We start from the raw sequence: 14,608 nt of genomic DNA, 5'->3' as shown, positions 1-14,608 counted from the left end.
AGGGCAGAGAATGCCAGTTGCAGAAGGCCCGTCCCCCATGTCCCTTACCTTTGCCCCGACCGGTGAATCGGCGCTGCCGCTTCACGCGCTGACCAGCGAGACGCTTGAACCCTGGCTGAACGCGCAGGACGAGGCAGTTCAGACCTGGGTGCGTGCGAATGGTTTCACCGCCGGTGCCGGCGCGGTTCTGGTGCTGCCCGGGGCCTCGGGCGGGCCGGCAGGGGCGCTTGTCGGGCTGGGCAACCCCGCCGACAGCGACCGGCGCCGCTTCACCCTCGCGGCCGCCCGCGACAAGCTGCCCGAAGGCCCCTGGGCCCTGCAGGGCGTGCTGGACGACGAGGAACGCAACGAGGCGGCGCTGGGGTGGCTTCTGGCCGGATACCGCTTTGCCCGCTACGCCAGGGCCGAACCGCCGAAGGCCATGCTGGTGGCGCCCGAGGGCTGCGATGCCCCCCGGCTTGAGGCGATCGCCCGGGGCGAGGCGCTGACCCGCGATCTGATCAACACGCCCGCCGCAGACATGGGGCCATCGGCGTTAGAGCAGGCGGCCCGCGATCTGGCGGCCGAGACCGGCGCCGACATCCAGGTCACCACCGGCGATGCCCTGCTGCGCGAGAATTTTCCGATGATCCACGCGGTCGGGCGGGCGGCCGAGGATGCGCCCCGCCTGATCGACATGACATGGGGCACGGCAGGCCCGCGGCTGACGCTGGTGGGCAAGGGTGTCTGTTTCGACACGGGCGGTCTGAACCTGAAACCCGGTGCCTCGATGGCGTTGATGAAAAAGGACATGGGCGGCGCGGCCACCGTTCTGGGGCTGGCGCGGATGATCATGGCGCTGAACCTGCCGCTGCGCCTGCGGGTGCTGATCCCGGCAGTGGAAAACGCCGTTGCGGGCAACAGCTTCCGGCCCGGTGACATCCTGACCTCGCGCAAGGGGCTGACGGTGGAAATCAACAACACCGATGCCGAGGGGCGGCTGGTGCTGGCCGATGCCCTGGCGCTTGCGGCCGAGGGGGAATCGGACCTCACCATCTCGATGGCCACTTTGACGGGCGCGGCGCGGGTGGCCGTCGGCCCCGACCTGGCCCCCTTCTATTGCGACGATGACGGCATCGCCGCGGCCCTGGGGGCGGCGGGGGCGGGGGTGCGCGATCCGCTGTGGCGGATGCCCTTCTGGGCGCCCTATGAAACCATGATCGAACCGGGGATTGCCGATCTCGACAATGCGCCGGGCGGCGGCTTTGCCGGGTCGATAACCGCGGCGCTGTTCCTGCGCCGGTTTGCCGGAACCACGGCCCCCTATGTACATTTCGACATCTACGGCTGGAACCCCACCGCCGCCCCGGCCCGGCCCAAGGGCGGAACGGGACAGGGGGCGCGCGCGATCCTTGCCGCCCTGCCGCAGGTGCTGAAGCTGTGAGCGACCGTCGCACAACCCCCGCCAACCCCCGCGTGGCCGCCGCCCATCTTCAGGGGCAGGTAAGCGCCGAACGTTTCGTAACCGGGGATCCTGCCCAGGTCTGCGTCTTCGCCACCGGGTTGTTTGCCGCTCCGGGGGGCGGGCTCGACCGGCAGGTGCTGTTTGGCGATGTTGTCGATGTCTATGAGCGGCGCGACGGCTGGGCCTATGTCCGTGCGCAGAAGGATGGCTATTGCGGCTATCTGAACGCGGATGATCTTGGCGCGGTCGTCGCCCCCACCCATGCCGTCTGCCAGCGCCACACCCATGTCTATTCCGAAGCCGGGTTCAAGGCGCCAACGCTGGCCCGTCTGCCTTTTGGCGCAAGGATCGCCGTGACCGGCGAAACCGGCGTCTGGCATCTTGTGCAGTGGAGCGGCGTGGCCGGTCGTATCCATCGCGACCACCTGCGCCCGCTGTCGCGGCCGATGCCCGACCCGGCCGCAACCGCCGCGCTGTTCATCGGAACGCCCTATCTCTGGGCCGGCAATACCGGCGACGGGATCGATTGTTCGGGGCTGGTGCAGGCCGCCTGCCTTGCCGCCGATATTCCCTGCCCGGGCGACAGCGACCTTCAGGCGCAGGCGGTGGGGACGGCAATTGGCGATAATGAACCCTTTCGGCGCAATGACGTGATCTTCTGGAAGGGCCATGTCGCCCTGGCCGAAAGCGATGAGGTGATGATTCACGCGACGGCCAACGGCATGACCACCCTGCGCGAACCGATCCGCGATGCCATCGAAAGGATCATCGCGCAGGGCGATGGCCCGGTGACGGCGCGTCGGCGGTTGTTTCCCTGAACGTCGCTATTCGACGGCGCGGATCAGCTTGCGCTCAAGCACCCGCAGGACGACCCTGAGGTCGGCGCCCCGCTTCAATATCTGCCCATCCATGGCGATGACCGCATATTGGCCCTGCCGCCCCCGCAGGCGCGGCCGTTTCTCGATCCGGTAGATCGGGTTTTCCGCCGTGCGCCGGAAGACCGAGAAGATGGCGACATCGCGCAGGAACGACATGCCGTAGTCGCGCCATTCGCCCGCGGCCACCATGCGCCCGTAAAGCGTGAGGATGACCCCCAGCTCCCGGCGGTCGAAGGCGACACGATCGTCGGGATCGCTGCGTTGGGGAAAGGGGGTGGGGGGCTGCATGGTCATCCCCTCAACTCTGCCGACAACGCCGCCACTTGGCAAGCCGGAGGGTGACGCACGGCGTTGCGCAGGCCTGCCCGGAATGTGCCGCAAAATCACCCCGCCCCTTCCACGAAGCGGCCCTTCGCCTGCCCGGTTCGTCCGGCATACCAGACCCCGAGCGATACTTCGCTTCAGCCCGGTGTCGTGTTTGCATTGCCCCCACCAGTGCACGACACCGGGTCAAACCTTCCCGCACCGACAATTTCCCTCATCACGCAGAATTTGATGGACGCAGCGCATTCCGGCTCTAGGCTGATTGAGAATGTTCGCAACAAAGGGAATTTTCTTCATGAAACGACTGACGACTGCACTTATCGCGCTTGGACTGGCCAGCACCGCGGCCGTCGCCTATGCCGATGCCCATGCCGACGCCGTCAAGGCCCGCATGGAACTGATGAAGACCATCGGCGCCCAGACCAAGATCCTGGGGACGAATGCCAAGGGCGATTTCGATGCCGAGGCGGTGCAGGCCGCCGCGACCAAGCTGCACGAAGCCGCGATGATGATTCCCGAAGCCTTCGAGGCCAACGAAACCAACGACGAATCCGAGGCCCTGCCGAAGATCTGGGAAGATTTCGAAGGCTTCACCGCCAAGGCAGAGGGTCTGCAAGAGGCATCGATGGCCGCGATGGATGTCACCGACGCGGCCGCTCTGGGCGCTGCCATGGGCGATATCGGTGGCGCCTGCAAGGCCTGCCATTCCGAGTATCGCGCACAGAAGTGATCAGCCGCAGGTGACGCGCTGCACGATGTCCTGCCTGTCCACGAGGATGTTCAACCGCGTGGGCAGGTAATCGGTTGTCGCCGCCGAATTCGGGCGCAGGATGCGCACATTCATGTCGGTGGGCACCGGCACCTCGGCGATATTTTGCCCGATCCAGTCCTGGCCTTGCGCGATGTCGCAGGCGGCGGTTTCGGTGGGCAGGTCGCGCCCATCCTCGGTCGGAACGCATCCGGCCATCAGGGCCAGGGCGATGGCGCTTGCGGCATAGGTCTTTGGTTGCATTTCATCCTCGTTCTGTCACAGGGTTGAACCAAAGATATAGATCGGAGATCCGCCATGAAAACCCGCGCCGCCGTAGCCCTTGCCGCCGGAAAACCTCTTGAAGTGATGGAGGTCAACCTCGACGGCCCGCGCGCCGGCGAAGTGCTGGTCGAAATCAAGGCGACAGGCCTGTGCCACACCGATGAATTCACCCGCTCGGGCGCCGACCCCGAAGGCGCCTTTCCCGCGATCCTGGGCCATGAGGGCGCCGGCGTCGTGCTGGAGGTGGGCGAAGGCGTGACCAGCCTGCAACCGGGCGATCACGTCATCCCGCTTTACACGCCCGAATGCCGGACCTGCGAATACTGCCTGAACCCCAAGACGAACCTCTGCCAGTCGATCCGCACCACCCAGGGCCAGGGCGTCATGCCCGACGGCACCTCGCGGTTCTCGATGCTCGATGGCACGCCCATCCTGCATTACATGGGCTGTTCGACCTTCGCCAACCACACGGTGCTGCCCGAAATCGCACTGGCCAAGGTGCGCAAGGACGCGCCCTTCGACAAGATCTGTTACATCGGCTGTGGCGTGACCACCGGCATCGGTGCCGTGATCAACACCGCCAAAGTGGAAATCGGCAGCCGCGCCATCGTCTTCGGGCTGGGCGGTATCGGGCTGAACGTGATCCAGGGCCTGCGGCTGGCCGGGGCCGACCAGATTGTCGGCGTCGATCTGAACCCCGGCAAGGTCGAGATGGCGCGCCGCTTCGGCATGACCGATTTCGTCAATCCGAAAGAGGTGAAGGGCGATCTGGTGGGCCACCTTGTCGAACTTACCGGTGGCGGGGCCGATTATACCTTCGATGCCACCGGCAATGTCGACGTGATGCGCACGGCGCTGGAAAGCGCGCACAAGGGGTGGGGCGAGAGCATCATCATCGGCGTGGCCCCCGCTGGGGCCGAGATTTCCACCCGCCCGTTCCAGCTTGTCACCGGGCGCAGCTGGCGCGGCACCGCCTTTGGCGGCGCGCGCGGCCGCACCGATGTACCCAAGATCGTCGACTGGTACATGGACGGCAAGATCGAGATCGACCCGATGATCACCCACACCATGGGGCTGGACGACATCAACAAGGGCTTCGACCTGATGCACGAAGGCAAGAGCATTCGCGCGGTCGTGACCTACTGATCCGGTCACGATGACAAATCCCGTCATGGGCGGCCCTGGCCGCTCATGACGATTGTCAGAAGGCTGAGTGGTGGCTAGCATCCTGTTATCCTTCACATTCAATGGATGACATTCATGAAGACCCTTCTGATTTCCTCGATCATCTCGCTTTCCCTGCTTGGCCCCGCCATGGCGCAGGACTCGGCCTCTCCGGCCACCATGGATGAAATTGCCATGTCCGAAAAACTGATCGCGCTCGGCCAGGCGCGGGGGGAACCCCTGCTGGTGCTGGCGGCGATCCGGCTGCGCGCCACCCTGGGCGGCGAAACGGGGGCCGCGGGCGATACCCTGACCAGTCGCGAAGATGCCTTCGCCCTGGCCCGGGAACTGGCGGGCGATGATCCCGCCATGGCGGGCATCATCGACGACGCCGAAACCGAGGGATCGCGCCGGATGCCGATCTGCGGCCCGCTCTGGTGCTATTGAGCGCTGTCAACGGCGGTGCAATCTGATATGGGGGCGGTCATGAAACACCATGATCGCCCCCTCTACGCCGTCCTGATCGACGCCGACAACATTCCCGCCAAGTTCGCCAGCGCGATCCTGAAAGAGATCACCAGTTTCGGAGAGCCGGCCCTGCGCCGGGTCTACGGCGACTGGTCTTCGGGGCAACTGGCCAACTGGTCGGGGACGGTGCGCGCTCTGGGCCTTGTCGCCCATCAGGAAACCGCCAACACCAAGGGCAAGAACGCCAGCGACATCGGCCTTGTGATCGACGCCATGGACATCCTGCACACCGGGCGGTTCGACGGTTTCGTGCTGGTCAGCTCGGACAGCGATTTCACCGCGCTGGCCAACCGCATCCGCGAACAGGGGCTGGACGTGATCGGCATCGGCGAGGGCAAGGCGCCCGAATCCCTGCGCAACGTCTGCAACCGGTTCATCCTGATCGAGAACATCGTCGATGAAGAACCCGCAGCCCCGGCAAGGGGGGAAACCCCCGCCCCGACCGGCAAGCAGCCGCCGATCAACGCGGTGCCGCTGATCCTCAAGGCGATGGACAAGATCGACCAGGACGATGAATGGTACGCCCTTGGCCCGCTGGGCCAATACATCATGGCCGACAATCCCGATTTCGACACCCGCACCTATGGCAAGCGCAAGCTGAGCGATCTGGTGCAGGAATTGAAGCGCTTCGAAACCAAGAAGGTCGGCAGCCAGTTCCAGCTGCGCCGGGTCGACTGAACCGTCACCAAGCCCGGTAACGGGCTTGGGTCACGACGCCCGGTAGCGGGCGATACCTACGACGCCCGGTAGCGGGCGATATTCACGACGCCCGGTAGCGGGCGATGAACATCTCGACCGCGCCGCGGATGACGCGATCGACTTCTTCGTCGTCGAAGCGGGTCTGCAAGCCGAACACGATGCGCGGGAACAGATGCGCCTTGCACAGTTCGGCAAACTGGTGCGCGGCCAGGGAACGGTCGTCGATGGCCAGTTCGCCCCGCGCGATGGCCAGGTCGAAATACTGCACCAGGCTGGCTTCCACCATGCCCGGCCCGCTTTCATAGAATTGGCGGCCCAGCTCGGGAAAACGCTCGGCCTCGGCCACGCAGATGCGAAAGACCTTCTGGCCGATGTCCGACAGGAAGAACCGGATCAGGTGCGATCCGGCCTCGAACAGCACGACTGAGGGGGCGGCCGACATGTCGATGCGGGCCGTGGCGATTTCGGCCTGGCGGCTGCATTCGGTCCTCGCCACCTCCATGAACAGCAGGCGCTTGTCGGGGAAATAGCTGTAAAGCGTCGCCTTCGACACACCGGCCTCTTTGGCGATGGTATCGACGCTTGCGCCCTCGAACCCATCCTTCAGAAAGACCGACCGGGCACCGTCAAGCACCTGTTCGAACTTGCGCCCCTTCTTGATGCCGTCATGCGATGTGGTCATGCTGCCCCCGGTTTTTGGTCACGATAGACTGAAACGTTCAGTTTCAGCAAGGAACCCCGGGGGCGGCAGGGCGGCTTACTTGCCGGGCTGACAGGCCACCTGGGTGCAATCCTTGGTCGAGATGCTGCCATCCGCCGGCGGAAAGCTGAGATCGGGCGGCAGGATCTGCATGGCGTTGGCCCCCATGGTGCCAAGAAGAAGGGCGGTGGCGGCGGCGATGGAAAGACGTTTCATGGTGATTCTCCACAACTGAACTATTCTGTTCAGATAAATAAACCGAACGGTTCAGATTGCAAGCCTTGCCTTGGCTGAATTTTCGGATACCTTAGAATCATTCTAAACTGGAGCCTGCGATGATTCCCGGATTCTCGAACCGCCGTCGTTTCGGCGACCTGTCGCAACAGGAAACGCTGGCGCTTGCCATTTCGTCAGAGGAGGACGACGCGCGGATCTACCGCACCTATGCCGAACGGCTGCGCGGCGATTTTCCCGCTTCGGCCGCCGTGTTCGACGGCATGGCCGCCGAAGAGGACGAACACCGCCGCCGCCTGATCGCGCTGCATCAGGCCCGCTTCGGCGATGTCATTCCGCTGATCCGGCGTGAATATGTGTCGGGCTTCTATGCCCGACGCCCTGTCTGGCTGATCGAGAACCTGGGAATCGAACGCATCCGCGACGAGGCCGAGGCAATGGAGCGGGATGCCCAGGCCTTCTATGAAAAGGCGGCAGCCCGGGCCGAGGATGCCGAAACCCGCAGTCTTCTGGGCGATCTTGCTGCCGCCGAGGCCGGGCATTCCGACCTGGCCGCCGCCCTGGCGCGCGAACACCTGAGCGACGACAGCCGCAGCGCCGAGGAACGCACCGCCCACCGCCAGTTCATCCTGACCTGGGTGCAGCCGGGCCTTGCGGGCTTGATGGACGGTTCGGTGTCCACCCTTGCGCCGATCTTCGCGGCGGCTTTTGCCACCGGCGATACCTGGCAGACCTTCCTCGTGGGGCTTGCGGCCTCGGTCGGGGCGGGGATCTCGATGGGTTTCACCGAGGCCGCCAGCGACGATGGCGCGATTTCCGGGCGGGGCAGCCCGCTGAAGCGTGGCCTGGCCGCGGGGGTGATGACCACGCTTGGCGGTCTGGGCCATGCGCTGCCCTATCTCATCCCCGATTTCTGGACCGCCACCATCGTCGCCGGAATCGTGGTGTTCTTCGAGCTTTGGGTGATCGCCTGGATTCAAAACCGGTTCATGCAGACGCCATTCTTCCGCGCAGCCATGCAGGTGGTGCTGGGGGGCGCGCTGGTGCTGGCGGCGGGAATCCTGATCGGATCGGGCTAGGGCGGCGCCGTCGGACCCTCCGGGGGGAGTATTTTGTGCAAGAAAGAGGGCGGGCCGATTGTCAATGCCGGGGCGTGGGGATAGCCACGTTGCATGATCGACGTCTTTCTCAAAACGCTGCCATTCTTCGCGCTGGTCGCCCTTGGCTACGGGGCCGCGCGAAGCCGGTTCTTCACCGCCGAGGCGACGGCCTATCTGACGAAATTCGTGTTCTATTTCGCCCTCTCGGCGATGCTGTTCCGCTTTGCCGCGAACCTGTCGTTCTGGGACGTGGTGCAGCCGCGCCCGATGCTGGCCTATCTTGGCGCCACGCTGGCAGTCTATCTGCTGGCCAGTGCGGCGGGGGTATTCCGCCGGATCGGTGTGGCTCAGGCCGCGATCGAGGCGCAATGCGCGGTGATCGGCAACGTCGGCTTTTTGGGCGTGCCCATGCTGGCGCTGTTGCTGGGCGAGGGGGCCGTGGGGCCGATCATGATGATCCTGGCGGTCGATCTGATCGTCTTCGGATCGCTGGCGGTGATCCTGATCACCGGGTCGCGCCACGGCAAGGTGACCTCGGCCACCCTGCGCACGGTGGGGATCGGCCTTGTGTCGAACCCGATGATCGTTTCCATCGCGCTGGGGTTCTCGTGGGCGGCGCTGGAATGGCCGATCCCGGCCCCGATGAACGAATTCCTGGCCATCCTGGGCGGTGCGGCCACCCCCGGCGCGCTGTTTGCCATCGGCGCCTCGCTGGCCGGAAAATCGGCCGAGCGGCTGAGCGTCGCCGCCTGGCTTTCGTTCTGCAAGCTGGTGCTGCACCCGGCGGCGGTGGCCTTCATGGTGCTGATCGTGATGCCGGTCGATGTCTATACCGCGGGGGTGATGATCGCTTCGGCGGCGCTTCCCGTGGCGGGCAACGTCTATATGATTGCCCAGCACTACGGTGTGGCACCGCAGCGGGCCTCGGCGTCGATCCTGGTGTCGACGGTGATCTCGGTGGTCACCGTCTCGGTGGTCATTGCCTGGATCGTGGCGGGCGGGGCGGTTGTCAGCCCGACCGCCGCAGGATAGCCATGGGGCCAGTGAAGAAGGGGGCAAGGCGATGAAGACACTTTCCGAGAATGCGTGTTTCGGCGGGATGCAGGGGGTCTATTCCCACACCTCCGAGGCCTGCGCGGGCGACATGACCTTCGGGCTGTTCCTGCCGCCTCAGGCCAAGGCAGGGCCGGTTCCGGTGCTGTGGTATCTTTCGGGTCTGACCTGTACCCATGAAAACGCCATGGTGAAGGCGGGCGCCCAGGCCCACGCCGCCGCCCATGGCATCGCGCTGGTCTTTCCCGATACCTCGCCGCGCGGTGAGGGCGTGGCCGATGACGAGGCCTTCGACATGGGGCAGGGCGCCGGGTTCTACGTGAACGCGACGCAGAAGCCTTGGGCCGACCATTTCCGCATGTGGGATTATCTGGCCGACGACCTGCCCGCCGCCCTGGCCGATCAGCCGCTGGACTGGGACAGGCAGGCGATCACCGGGCATTCCATGGGCGGGCATGGCGCGCTGACCCTGGCGATGGGCCTGCCGGGGCGCTTTGCCTCGGTTTCGGCCTTCTCGCCCATCTGCAACCCCACCGGCAGCGATTGGGGCCGCAAGCAGTTCACCGGCTATCTTGGCGCGGATGAGGCGGCTTGGGCCGATCATGACGCCAGCCTGCTGATGGCGAAGGCGGGGTTCGACGGGCCGGTTCTGGTGGATACCGGGACGCAGGATCAGTTTCTCGACCTGCTGCGCCCCGAAACCCTGGCCCATGCCATGGTGCAGCGCCGCCAGCAGGGGGCGGTGCGGATGCAGCCCGGCTATGACCACAGCTATTTCTTTGTCTCGACCTTCATGGGCGATCATGTCGCCTTCCATGCCGAGGCGCTGAAGCGGTGATCTATGTCGATGCCGATGCCTGCCCGGTCAAGGCCGAGGCCGAAACGGTGGCGACCCGGCTGAAGACGAAGATGTTCCTGGTCTGCAACGGCGGGCTGCGCCCTTCGCGCAACCCCTTTGTCGAACTGGTGATCGTGCCCGACGGCCCCGACGTGGCCGACATGTGGATCGCCGAGCGGGCCAAGACCGGCGACGTGGTGATCACCGCTGACATTCCGCTGGCGGCCCGGGTGATCGAAAACGGCGCCCGGGTGGTGAAGCACAACGGCGAGGCCCTGACCCAGGCCAACATCGGCACCGTCCTGGCCACCCGCGACCTGATGAGCGACCTGCGCGCCGCCGATCCCTTTCGCCAGGGCGGCGGACGGGCCTTTACAAAGGCCGACCGCTCTCGTTTCCTCGATGCATTGGACAGGGCCGCGCGGGCGGCGGAAAAGGACAAGACATGACTGTCAACGCGGTGATCTTCGACATCGGCAACGTTCTGATCGAATGGCAGCCCGAGCGGTACTATGACCGCACCATCGGGGAGGCCCGGCGCAAGGCGTTGTTCGCCGAAGTCGATCTGCACGCCATGAACGATCTGGTGGACAGGGGCGAGGATTTCCGCACAACCATCTATGACATGGCCGATGCCACGCCGGCCTGGGCCGATGAGATCCGCGCCTGGCACGACAACTGGATCGAACTGGCGCAGCCGGCGATTCCGCATTCCGTCAAGCTGCTGCGCGCCTTGCGGGCCAGGGGCGTGCCGGTCTTCGCGCTGACCAACTTCGGCGATGGCACCTTCGATTATGCCGCGACGGTCTATGACTTCCTGAATGAATTCGACCGCCCCTATGTGTCGGGCCGCATGAAGGTGATCAAGCCCGACCCGAAGATTTACGAGATGGTGGAACAGGATTGCGGGTTTGCGCCCGAAACGCTGCTGTTTGCCGATGACCGGGCCGACAATATCGCGGCGGCGCAGGCGCGGGGCTGGCAGGGGCACCTGTTCACCGGGCCCCAGGGCTGGGCCGACCGCCTGGTGGCCGAGGGCCTGCTGACCCCGGAGGAGGCCGCAGCATGAGCTTTGCGACGATCTCTTTCGAACAGGGCGAGGCGGCGCTGGATTGGCTGGCCCTGACCGAGGCGCTGGAAGCGGGCCACGCCCTGCCCCGGGCCAGCATCGAGGACAGCTTCCTTTACCGTGGCAAGGATACGGTTCTGTCGCGCGCGGCCTGGATCGACGGGCTGGGCATGGCGGTGAAGACCGCCACCATCTTTCCGGGCAATCCGGGCGCGGGCAGGCCGATGATCAACGGTGGCCTTTCGCTGTTTTCCGACGCGGATGGCACCCTGGCGGCGCTGGTGGATTTCCACCTTGTCACGAAATGGAAGACGGCGGGCGACAGCCTTCTGGCGGCGCGTCACCTGGCCCGCCCCGACAGTCGGAACATCCTGATCCTGGGGGCGGGCAACCAGGCCCGCGCCACGCGGCAGGCCTATGGCGCACTGTTTCCCGATGCGCGTTTCACGATCTGGAACCGCACCCCCGAAAATGCCGCGAAACTGGCGGGCGAATACCCGGCAACCACCCCCGCCGAAGATCTGGAACAGGCGGTCCGGGGGGCCGATGTGATCGTCGGCACCACCATGTCGACCGATCCGATCCTGCGGGGCGAATGGCTTTGCCCCGGGCAGCATGTCGATCTGATCGGCGCCTATCGCCCCGACATGCGCGAGGCGGACGATACGGCCCTGACCCGCGCCGACCTGTTTGTCGACAGCCGCGACACCACGCTGGACCATATCGGCGAGCTGAAGATCCCGCTGGCCGGGGGCGTGATCAGTCGCGACAGCGTGATCGCCGATTTCTACGACCTGCCCACCGGCGCCTTCCAACGCACCTCGCCCGAACAGATCACCCTGTTCAAGAACGGCGGCGGTGCGCATCTTGACCTGATGACCGCCCACCACATCATGAACGCGGTGCAAGGCCGGGCCGCATGAGTGGGCCGCAACCTTTCCACCGCCACGGCTCGATCCTTTTGCGCGGCGAGGTGGCCCGGCTTTGCGTTGTCCGACCTGCCGGATCTCGCAGGTGATGGGCTGGCTGCTGCTTGTCGTTCTGGCGATGCTGGCAGCCGCACCCTGGGCGATCGAAAGGGCCCGCACGCCGGCGGACAACAGCGCCGGGGCAAAAACCCACCACCGCTGGCGGGGCCCCGAGGACGGGCCGGTTGCCGTCTGCGTCCACGGGTTGACCACGCCTTCGCTCATTTATGACCCGCTGGCGCAACGTCTGGCCGAAGCCGGGTATCGCACGCTTGCCTACGATCTGCCGGGCCGTGGGCGATCGGCGCCGCAGCCGGGCGCGCAGGATGGCGCCTTCTTCCTGCGCCAGTTGGAATCGCTTCTGACGGCCGAGGGGATCGGGAAGATCGACCTGCTGATCGGCTATTCCATGGGCGGATGCATCGTGACCCGCTTTGCGGCGCGGTTTCCTGAACGTGTGGGGCGGCTGGTGCTGCTGGCCCCGGCCGGTCTGCTGCACAATGCCGGGCCGCTGGCCGAATTCCTGCGCCGCACGCCGGTGATCGGCGATGGCCTGATGCTGGCCTTCGGTGGGCTGGTGATGCGCCGCGATCTTGCAAAGCTGCCGCCATCGCCCCTGCGCGATCTTCAGATGGCCCAGACGGGGCAGCGCGGGTTCCTGCCCGCCGTCCTGTCCTCGCAACGCCATATCCTGAGCGAGGACATGCGCCCGCACCACCGCAGCATCGCCGCCGCAGGGGTTCCGACGCTTGCCATCTGGGGCATCGAGGACAGCGTGATTCCCGTCTCGAACGTGGGGCGCCTGGCCGAGGTGAACCGCATCGCCCACCAGGCCACCGTTCCGGGGGCCACCCATGCGCTGCCCAATTCCCACCCCGACCAGGTGATGGAAGAGATCCGCGAATTCCTGAACGACACAACGACAGATCGGACGTCATGACCCTTTACGCCATCGGAGATATCCACGGCCAGCTTGACATGCTGCGCGCGGCCCACGCCCGGATCGCCGCCGACCGCGCGAAACACGACGCCCCCGATGCCCCCATCGTGCATCTGGGCGATCTGACCGACCGTGGCCCTGACAGCCGCGGCGTGCTGGACTATTTGATCGCCGGTATGGCCCGCGGCGCGCCCTGGATCGTGCTGAAGGGCAACCACGACCGGATGTTCCAGGGCTATCTTGACGATCCGGCCTATCACGACAGCGGGCTGCGCAGCGGTCTGTCCTGGCTTGACCCGCGCCTTGGGGGCGATGCGACGCTGGCGTCGTACGGGGTGGATGTCGATTCGGGGCGCGATTTGGCTGAGATTCAGCGCGATGCCTGCACGGCAGTGCCCGCCGCGCACCGGGAATTCCTTGCCGGTCTGCCCCTGACCCACCGGACCGACGATCTGTTCCTGGTCCATGCCGGCATCCGCCCCGGCGTGCCGCTGGATCGGCAGGTCGAGGATGACCTGGTGTGGATCCGCCAGGATTTTCTGCCCGACACCCGCGATCACGGGCCGCTGATCGTCCATGGCCACACGGCGGTGGAGCAGCCCGAACATGCCGGCAACCGGGTCGACCTCGACACTGGCGCGGGCTATGGCCGGGCGCTGACGGCGGCGGTGTTCGAAGGGCGATCCTGCTTCATCGTCACCGATGAGGGGCGCGTGCCGCTGCTGCCCTAATCCGGGCTTCCCAGGTGCTGCGTCCCACGGGCGCGGGCCAGGGCGATCTGACGCTGGCGTTCGCGAAAGCGCGCCCTGTCGGCTTCGGAAATCGTGTCGATGCAGGCCGGGCAGGAGACACCCGGCTCAAACCCGGGCTGCGCCTTGTCGCTGTCACTGATCGGGCGGCGGCAGGCATGGCAAAGCTCATGGCTGCCGGGCCGCAACCCATGGCCCACCGACACCCGCTGATCGAAGACGAAACATTCCCCCTGCCAGAGCGAATCTTCTTCGGGCACCTCCTCAAGGTACTTCAGGATGCCGCCTTTGAGGTGAAACACCTCGTCTACCCCCTGGGACATCAGGTAATTGGTGGATTTCTCGCAGCGGATGCCGCCGGTGCAGAACATGGCGATCCGCTTGCCTTCGAACCGGTTTTTGTTTGCGGCCCACCAGTCGGGGAAATCGCGGAAGGTCGGGGTCTGCGGATCGACGGCGCCCTGGAACGTGCCGATCCCCACCTCGTAATCGTTGCGGGTGTCGATCACGGCGACATCCGGCGCGGCGATCAGCGCGTTCCAGTCCTGCGGATCGACGTAATGCCCCGTGCCTGCAACCGGATCGACGCCGGGCTGGCCCATGGTCACGATTTCGCGTTTCAGGCGAACCTTCATGCGCAGGAAGGGCTGGGTTTCGGCCTGGCTTTCCTTCCAGTCCATCGCGCCGCAGCCCGGAAGGCCGCGGATATGGGCCAGAACCGCGTCGATTCCATCGCGGCTGCCCGCGATGGTGCCGTTGATCCCCTCGGGCGCCAGCAGCAGGATGCCCCTGATCCCCTGGTCCGCACAAAGCGCGGCCAGCGGGACGCGTAGGGCGTCCGGGTCTTGAAAGCGGGTGAACTGGTAAAGCGCGGCGATGGTGATCAT

The 14,608-nt window shown here is 65.8% G+C and carries 19 protein-coding genes; 14 read left to right on the top strand and 5 right to left on the bottom strand.

Translation table 11 applies throughout. The features are described from left to right. The first annotated feature begins 37 nt into the window (after nt 1-37). Both H7828_RS04745 and H7828_RS04740 read left to right on the top strand, forming a co-directional pair. Nucleotides 38-1,423 (top strand): leucyl aminopeptidase family protein, encoded by a 1,386-nt coding sequence (locus H7828_RS04745; protein ID WP_226779858.1) that lies wholly within the window; start codon nt 38-40, stop codon nt 1,421-1,423. Then, nucleotides 1,420-2,262: a C40 family peptidase gene (locus tag H7828_RS04740; protein ID WP_226779857.1), complete on the top strand. Its 843-nt coding sequence runs from the start codon at nt 1,420-1,422 to the stop codon at nt 2,260-2,262. The genes H7828_RS04745 and H7828_RS04740 overlap by 4 nt, the downstream gene beginning before the upstream one ends. Before the next feature lie 6 nt (nt 2,263-2,268). Here the strand turns inward: H7828_RS04740 and H7828_RS04735 are convergent, their stop codons facing one another. Further along, the gene (locus tag H7828_RS04735; protein WP_226779856.1) at nt 2,269-2,616 is read right to left on the bottom strand and encodes a DUF2794 domain-containing protein; all 348 of its coding nucleotides are present in this window, start codon (nt 2,614-2,616) and stop codon (nt 2,269-2,271) included. A gap of 325 nt (nt 2,617-2,941) precedes the next feature. On the opposite strand from H7828_RS04735, the gene H7828_RS04730 reads away from it, so the two are divergent. Beyond that, entirely contained in the window at nt 2,942-3,376 is a 435-nt protein-coding gene (locus H7828_RS04730) for a c-type cytochrome (RefSeq protein ID WP_226779855.1), read from the top strand. Here the strand turns inward: H7828_RS04730 and H7828_RS04725 are convergent, their stop codons facing one another. Further along, entirely contained in the window at nt 3,377-3,658 is a 282-nt protein-coding gene (locus H7828_RS04725; RefSeq protein ID WP_226779854.1) for an I78 family peptidase inhibitor, read from the bottom strand. 54 nt (nt 3,659-3,712) lie between these two features. Between H7828_RS04725 and H7828_RS04720 the strand changes: the two genes are divergently transcribed. The 3 genes from H7828_RS04720 (at nt 3,713) to H7828_RS04710 (ending at nt 6,049) form a co-directional block, all read left to right on the top strand. Continuing rightward, nucleotides 3,713-4,825: an S-(hydroxymethyl)glutathione dehydrogenase/class III alcohol dehydrogenase gene (locus H7828_RS04720; RefSeq protein WP_226779853.1), complete on the top strand. Its 1,113-nt coding sequence runs from the start codon at nt 3,713-3,715 to the stop codon at nt 4,823-4,825. 114 nt (nt 4,826-4,939) lie between these two features. Next, nucleotides 4,940-5,290 (top strand): hypothetical protein, encoded by a 351-nt coding sequence (locus tag H7828_RS04715; protein ID WP_226779852.1) that lies wholly within the window; start codon nt 4,940-4,942, stop codon nt 5,288-5,290. A 39-nt stretch (nt 5,291-5,329) separates the two neighbouring features. Next, complete coding sequence (locus tag H7828_RS04710; RefSeq protein WP_226779851.1) at nt 5,330-6,049, top strand: NYN domain-containing protein; 720 nt, start codon at nt 5,330-5,332, stop codon at nt 6,047-6,049. 82 nt (nt 6,050-6,131) lie between these two features. Here the strand turns inward: H7828_RS04710 and H7828_RS04705 are convergent, their stop codons facing one another. Together H7828_RS04705 and H7828_RS04700 are read right to left on the bottom strand one after the other, a co-directional pair. After that, entirely contained in the window at nt 6,132-6,752 is a 621-nt protein-coding gene (locus tag H7828_RS04705; RefSeq protein ID WP_226779850.1) for a TetR/AcrR family transcriptional regulator, read from the bottom strand. Between the two features lie 75 nt (nt 6,753-6,827). Continuing rightward, complete coding sequence (locus tag H7828_RS04700) at nt 6,828-6,986, bottom strand: hypothetical protein (RefSeq protein WP_226779849.1); 159 nt, start codon at nt 6,984-6,986, stop codon at nt 6,828-6,830. 119 nt (nt 6,987-7,105) lie between these two features. Between H7828_RS04700 and mbfA the strand changes: the two genes are divergently transcribed. The 8 genes from mbfA (at nt 7,106) to H7828_RS04660 (ending at nt 13,703) form a co-directional block, all read left to right on the top strand. Further along, nucleotides 7,106-8,083 carry an iron exporter MbfA gene (mbfA, locus tag H7828_RS04695; RefSeq protein WP_226779848.1) on the top strand — a complete coding sequence of 326 codons (978 nt, stop codon included), beginning with the start codon at nt 7,106-7,108 and terminating at the stop codon, nt 8,081-8,083. A 93-nt stretch (nt 8,084-8,176) separates the two neighbouring features. Then, complete coding sequence (locus H7828_RS04690; protein ID WP_226779847.1) at nt 8,177-9,136, top strand: AEC family transporter; 960 nt, start codon at nt 8,177-8,179, stop codon at nt 9,134-9,136. 31 nt (nt 9,137-9,167) lie between these two features. After that, entirely contained in the window at nt 9,168-9,995 is an 828-nt protein-coding gene (gene fghA / locus H7828_RS04685; protein ID WP_226779846.1) for an S-formylglutathione hydrolase, read from the top strand. Next, nucleotides 9,992-10,444, top strand: a complete 453-nt coding sequence (locus H7828_RS04680) for a YaiI/YqxD family protein (protein ID WP_226779845.1) — start codon at nt 9,992-9,994, stop codon at nt 10,442-10,444. The genes fghA and H7828_RS04680 overlap by 4 nt, the downstream gene beginning before the upstream one ends. Further along, entirely contained in the window at nt 10,441-11,064 is a 624-nt protein-coding gene (locus H7828_RS04675) for an HAD family hydrolase (RefSeq protein WP_226779844.1), read from the top strand. Before H7828_RS04680 ends, H7828_RS04675 begins: the two co-directional genes overlap by 4 nt. Then, nucleotides 11,061-11,987 (top strand): ornithine cyclodeaminase family protein, encoded by a 927-nt coding sequence (locus H7828_RS04670; protein WP_226779843.1) that lies wholly within the window; start codon nt 11,061-11,063, stop codon nt 11,985-11,987. The genes H7828_RS04675 and H7828_RS04670 overlap by 4 nt, the downstream gene beginning before the upstream one ends. A gap of 94 nt (nt 11,988-12,081) precedes the next feature. Continuing rightward, entirely contained in the window at nt 12,082-12,972 is an 891-nt protein-coding gene (locus tag H7828_RS04665; protein ID WP_226779842.1) for an alpha/beta fold hydrolase, read from the top strand. Then, the gene (locus tag H7828_RS04660) at nt 12,969-13,703 is read left to right on the top strand and encodes a metallophosphoesterase family protein (protein WP_226779841.1); all 735 of its coding nucleotides are present in this window, start codon (nt 12,969-12,971) and stop codon (nt 13,701-13,703) included. The genes H7828_RS04665 and H7828_RS04660 overlap by 4 nt, the downstream gene beginning before the upstream one ends. Here the strand turns inward: H7828_RS04660 and trhO are convergent. Further along, a complete protein-coding gene (gene trhO / locus H7828_RS04655) occupies nt 13,700-14,608 on the bottom strand; it encodes an oxygen-dependent tRNA uridine(34) hydroxylase TrhO (protein WP_226779840.1) in 909 nt (302 codons plus the stop codon). The two genes, H7828_RS04660 and trhO, sit on opposite strands and share 4 nt — an antisense overlap.

Origin of the sequence: Oceaniglobus trochenteri, assembly GCF_020529025.1 — a bacterium.
Lineage (GTDB): Bacteria > Pseudomonadota > Alphaproteobacteria > Rhodobacterales > Rhodobacteraceae > Oceaniglobus > Oceaniglobus trochenteri.
The sequence above is the reverse complement of the archived record's forward strand: the minus strand, read 5'-3'. Positions and strand labels throughout refer to the sequence as shown.

Coding starts and splice junctions, on each gene's coding strand:
- H7828_RS04725 (WP_226779854.1), bottom strand. CDS start 3,658: ATGCAACCAAAGACCTATGCCGCAAGCGCCATCGCCCTGGCCCTGATG.
- fghA (WP_226779846.1), top strand. CDS start 9,168: ATGAAGACACTTTCCGAGAATGCGTGTTTCGGCGGGATGCAGGGGGTC.
- trhO (WP_226779840.1), bottom strand. CDS start 14,608: ATGATCACCATCGCCGCGCTTTACCAGTTCACCCGCTTTCAAGACCCG.
- H7828_RS04705 (WP_226779850.1), bottom strand. CDS start 6,752: ATGACCACATCGCATGACGGCATCAAGAAGGGGCGCAAGTTCGAACAG.
- H7828_RS04660 (WP_226779841.1), top strand. CDS start 12,969: ATGACCCTTTACGCCATCGGAGATATCCACGGCCAGCTTGACATGCTG.
- H7828_RS04730 (WP_226779855.1), top strand. CDS start 2,942: ATGAAACGACTGACGACTGCACTTATCGCGCTTGGACTGGCCAGCACC.
- H7828_RS04720 (WP_226779853.1), top strand. CDS start 3,713: ATGAAAACCCGCGCCGCCGTAGCCCTTGCCGCCGGAAAACCTCTTGAA.
- H7828_RS04670 (WP_226779843.1), top strand. CDS start 11,061: ATGAGCTTTGCGACGATCTCTTTCGAACAGGGCGAGGCGGCGCTGGAT.
- H7828_RS04700 (WP_226779849.1), bottom strand. CDS start 6,986: ATGAAACGTCTTTCCATCGCCGCCGCCACCGCCCTTCTTCTTGGCACC.
- H7828_RS04745 (WP_226779858.1), top strand. CDS start 38: ATGTCCCTTACCTTTGCCCCGACCGGTGAATCGGCGCTGCCGCTTCAC.
- H7828_RS04710 (WP_226779851.1), top strand. CDS start 5,330: ATGAAACACCATGATCGCCCCCTCTACGCCGTCCTGATCGACGCCGAC.
- H7828_RS04690 (WP_226779847.1), top strand. CDS start 8,177: ATGATCGACGTCTTTCTCAAAACGCTGCCATTCTTCGCGCTGGTCGCC.
- mbfA (WP_226779848.1), top strand. CDS start 7,106: ATGATTCCCGGATTCTCGAACCGCCGTCGTTTCGGCGACCTGTCGCAA.
- H7828_RS04665 (WP_226779842.1), top strand. CDS start 12,082: ATGGGCTGGCTGCTGCTTGTCGTTCTGGCGATGCTGGCAGCCGCACCC.
- H7828_RS04735 (WP_226779856.1), bottom strand. CDS start 2,616: ATGACCATGCAGCCCCCCACCCCCTTTCCCCAACGCAGCGATCCCGAC.
- H7828_RS04675 (WP_226779844.1), top strand. CDS start 10,441: ATGACTGTCAACGCGGTGATCTTCGACATCGGCAACGTTCTGATCGAA.
- H7828_RS04715 (WP_226779852.1), top strand. CDS start 4,940: ATGAAGACCCTTCTGATTTCCTCGATCATCTCGCTTTCCCTGCTTGGC.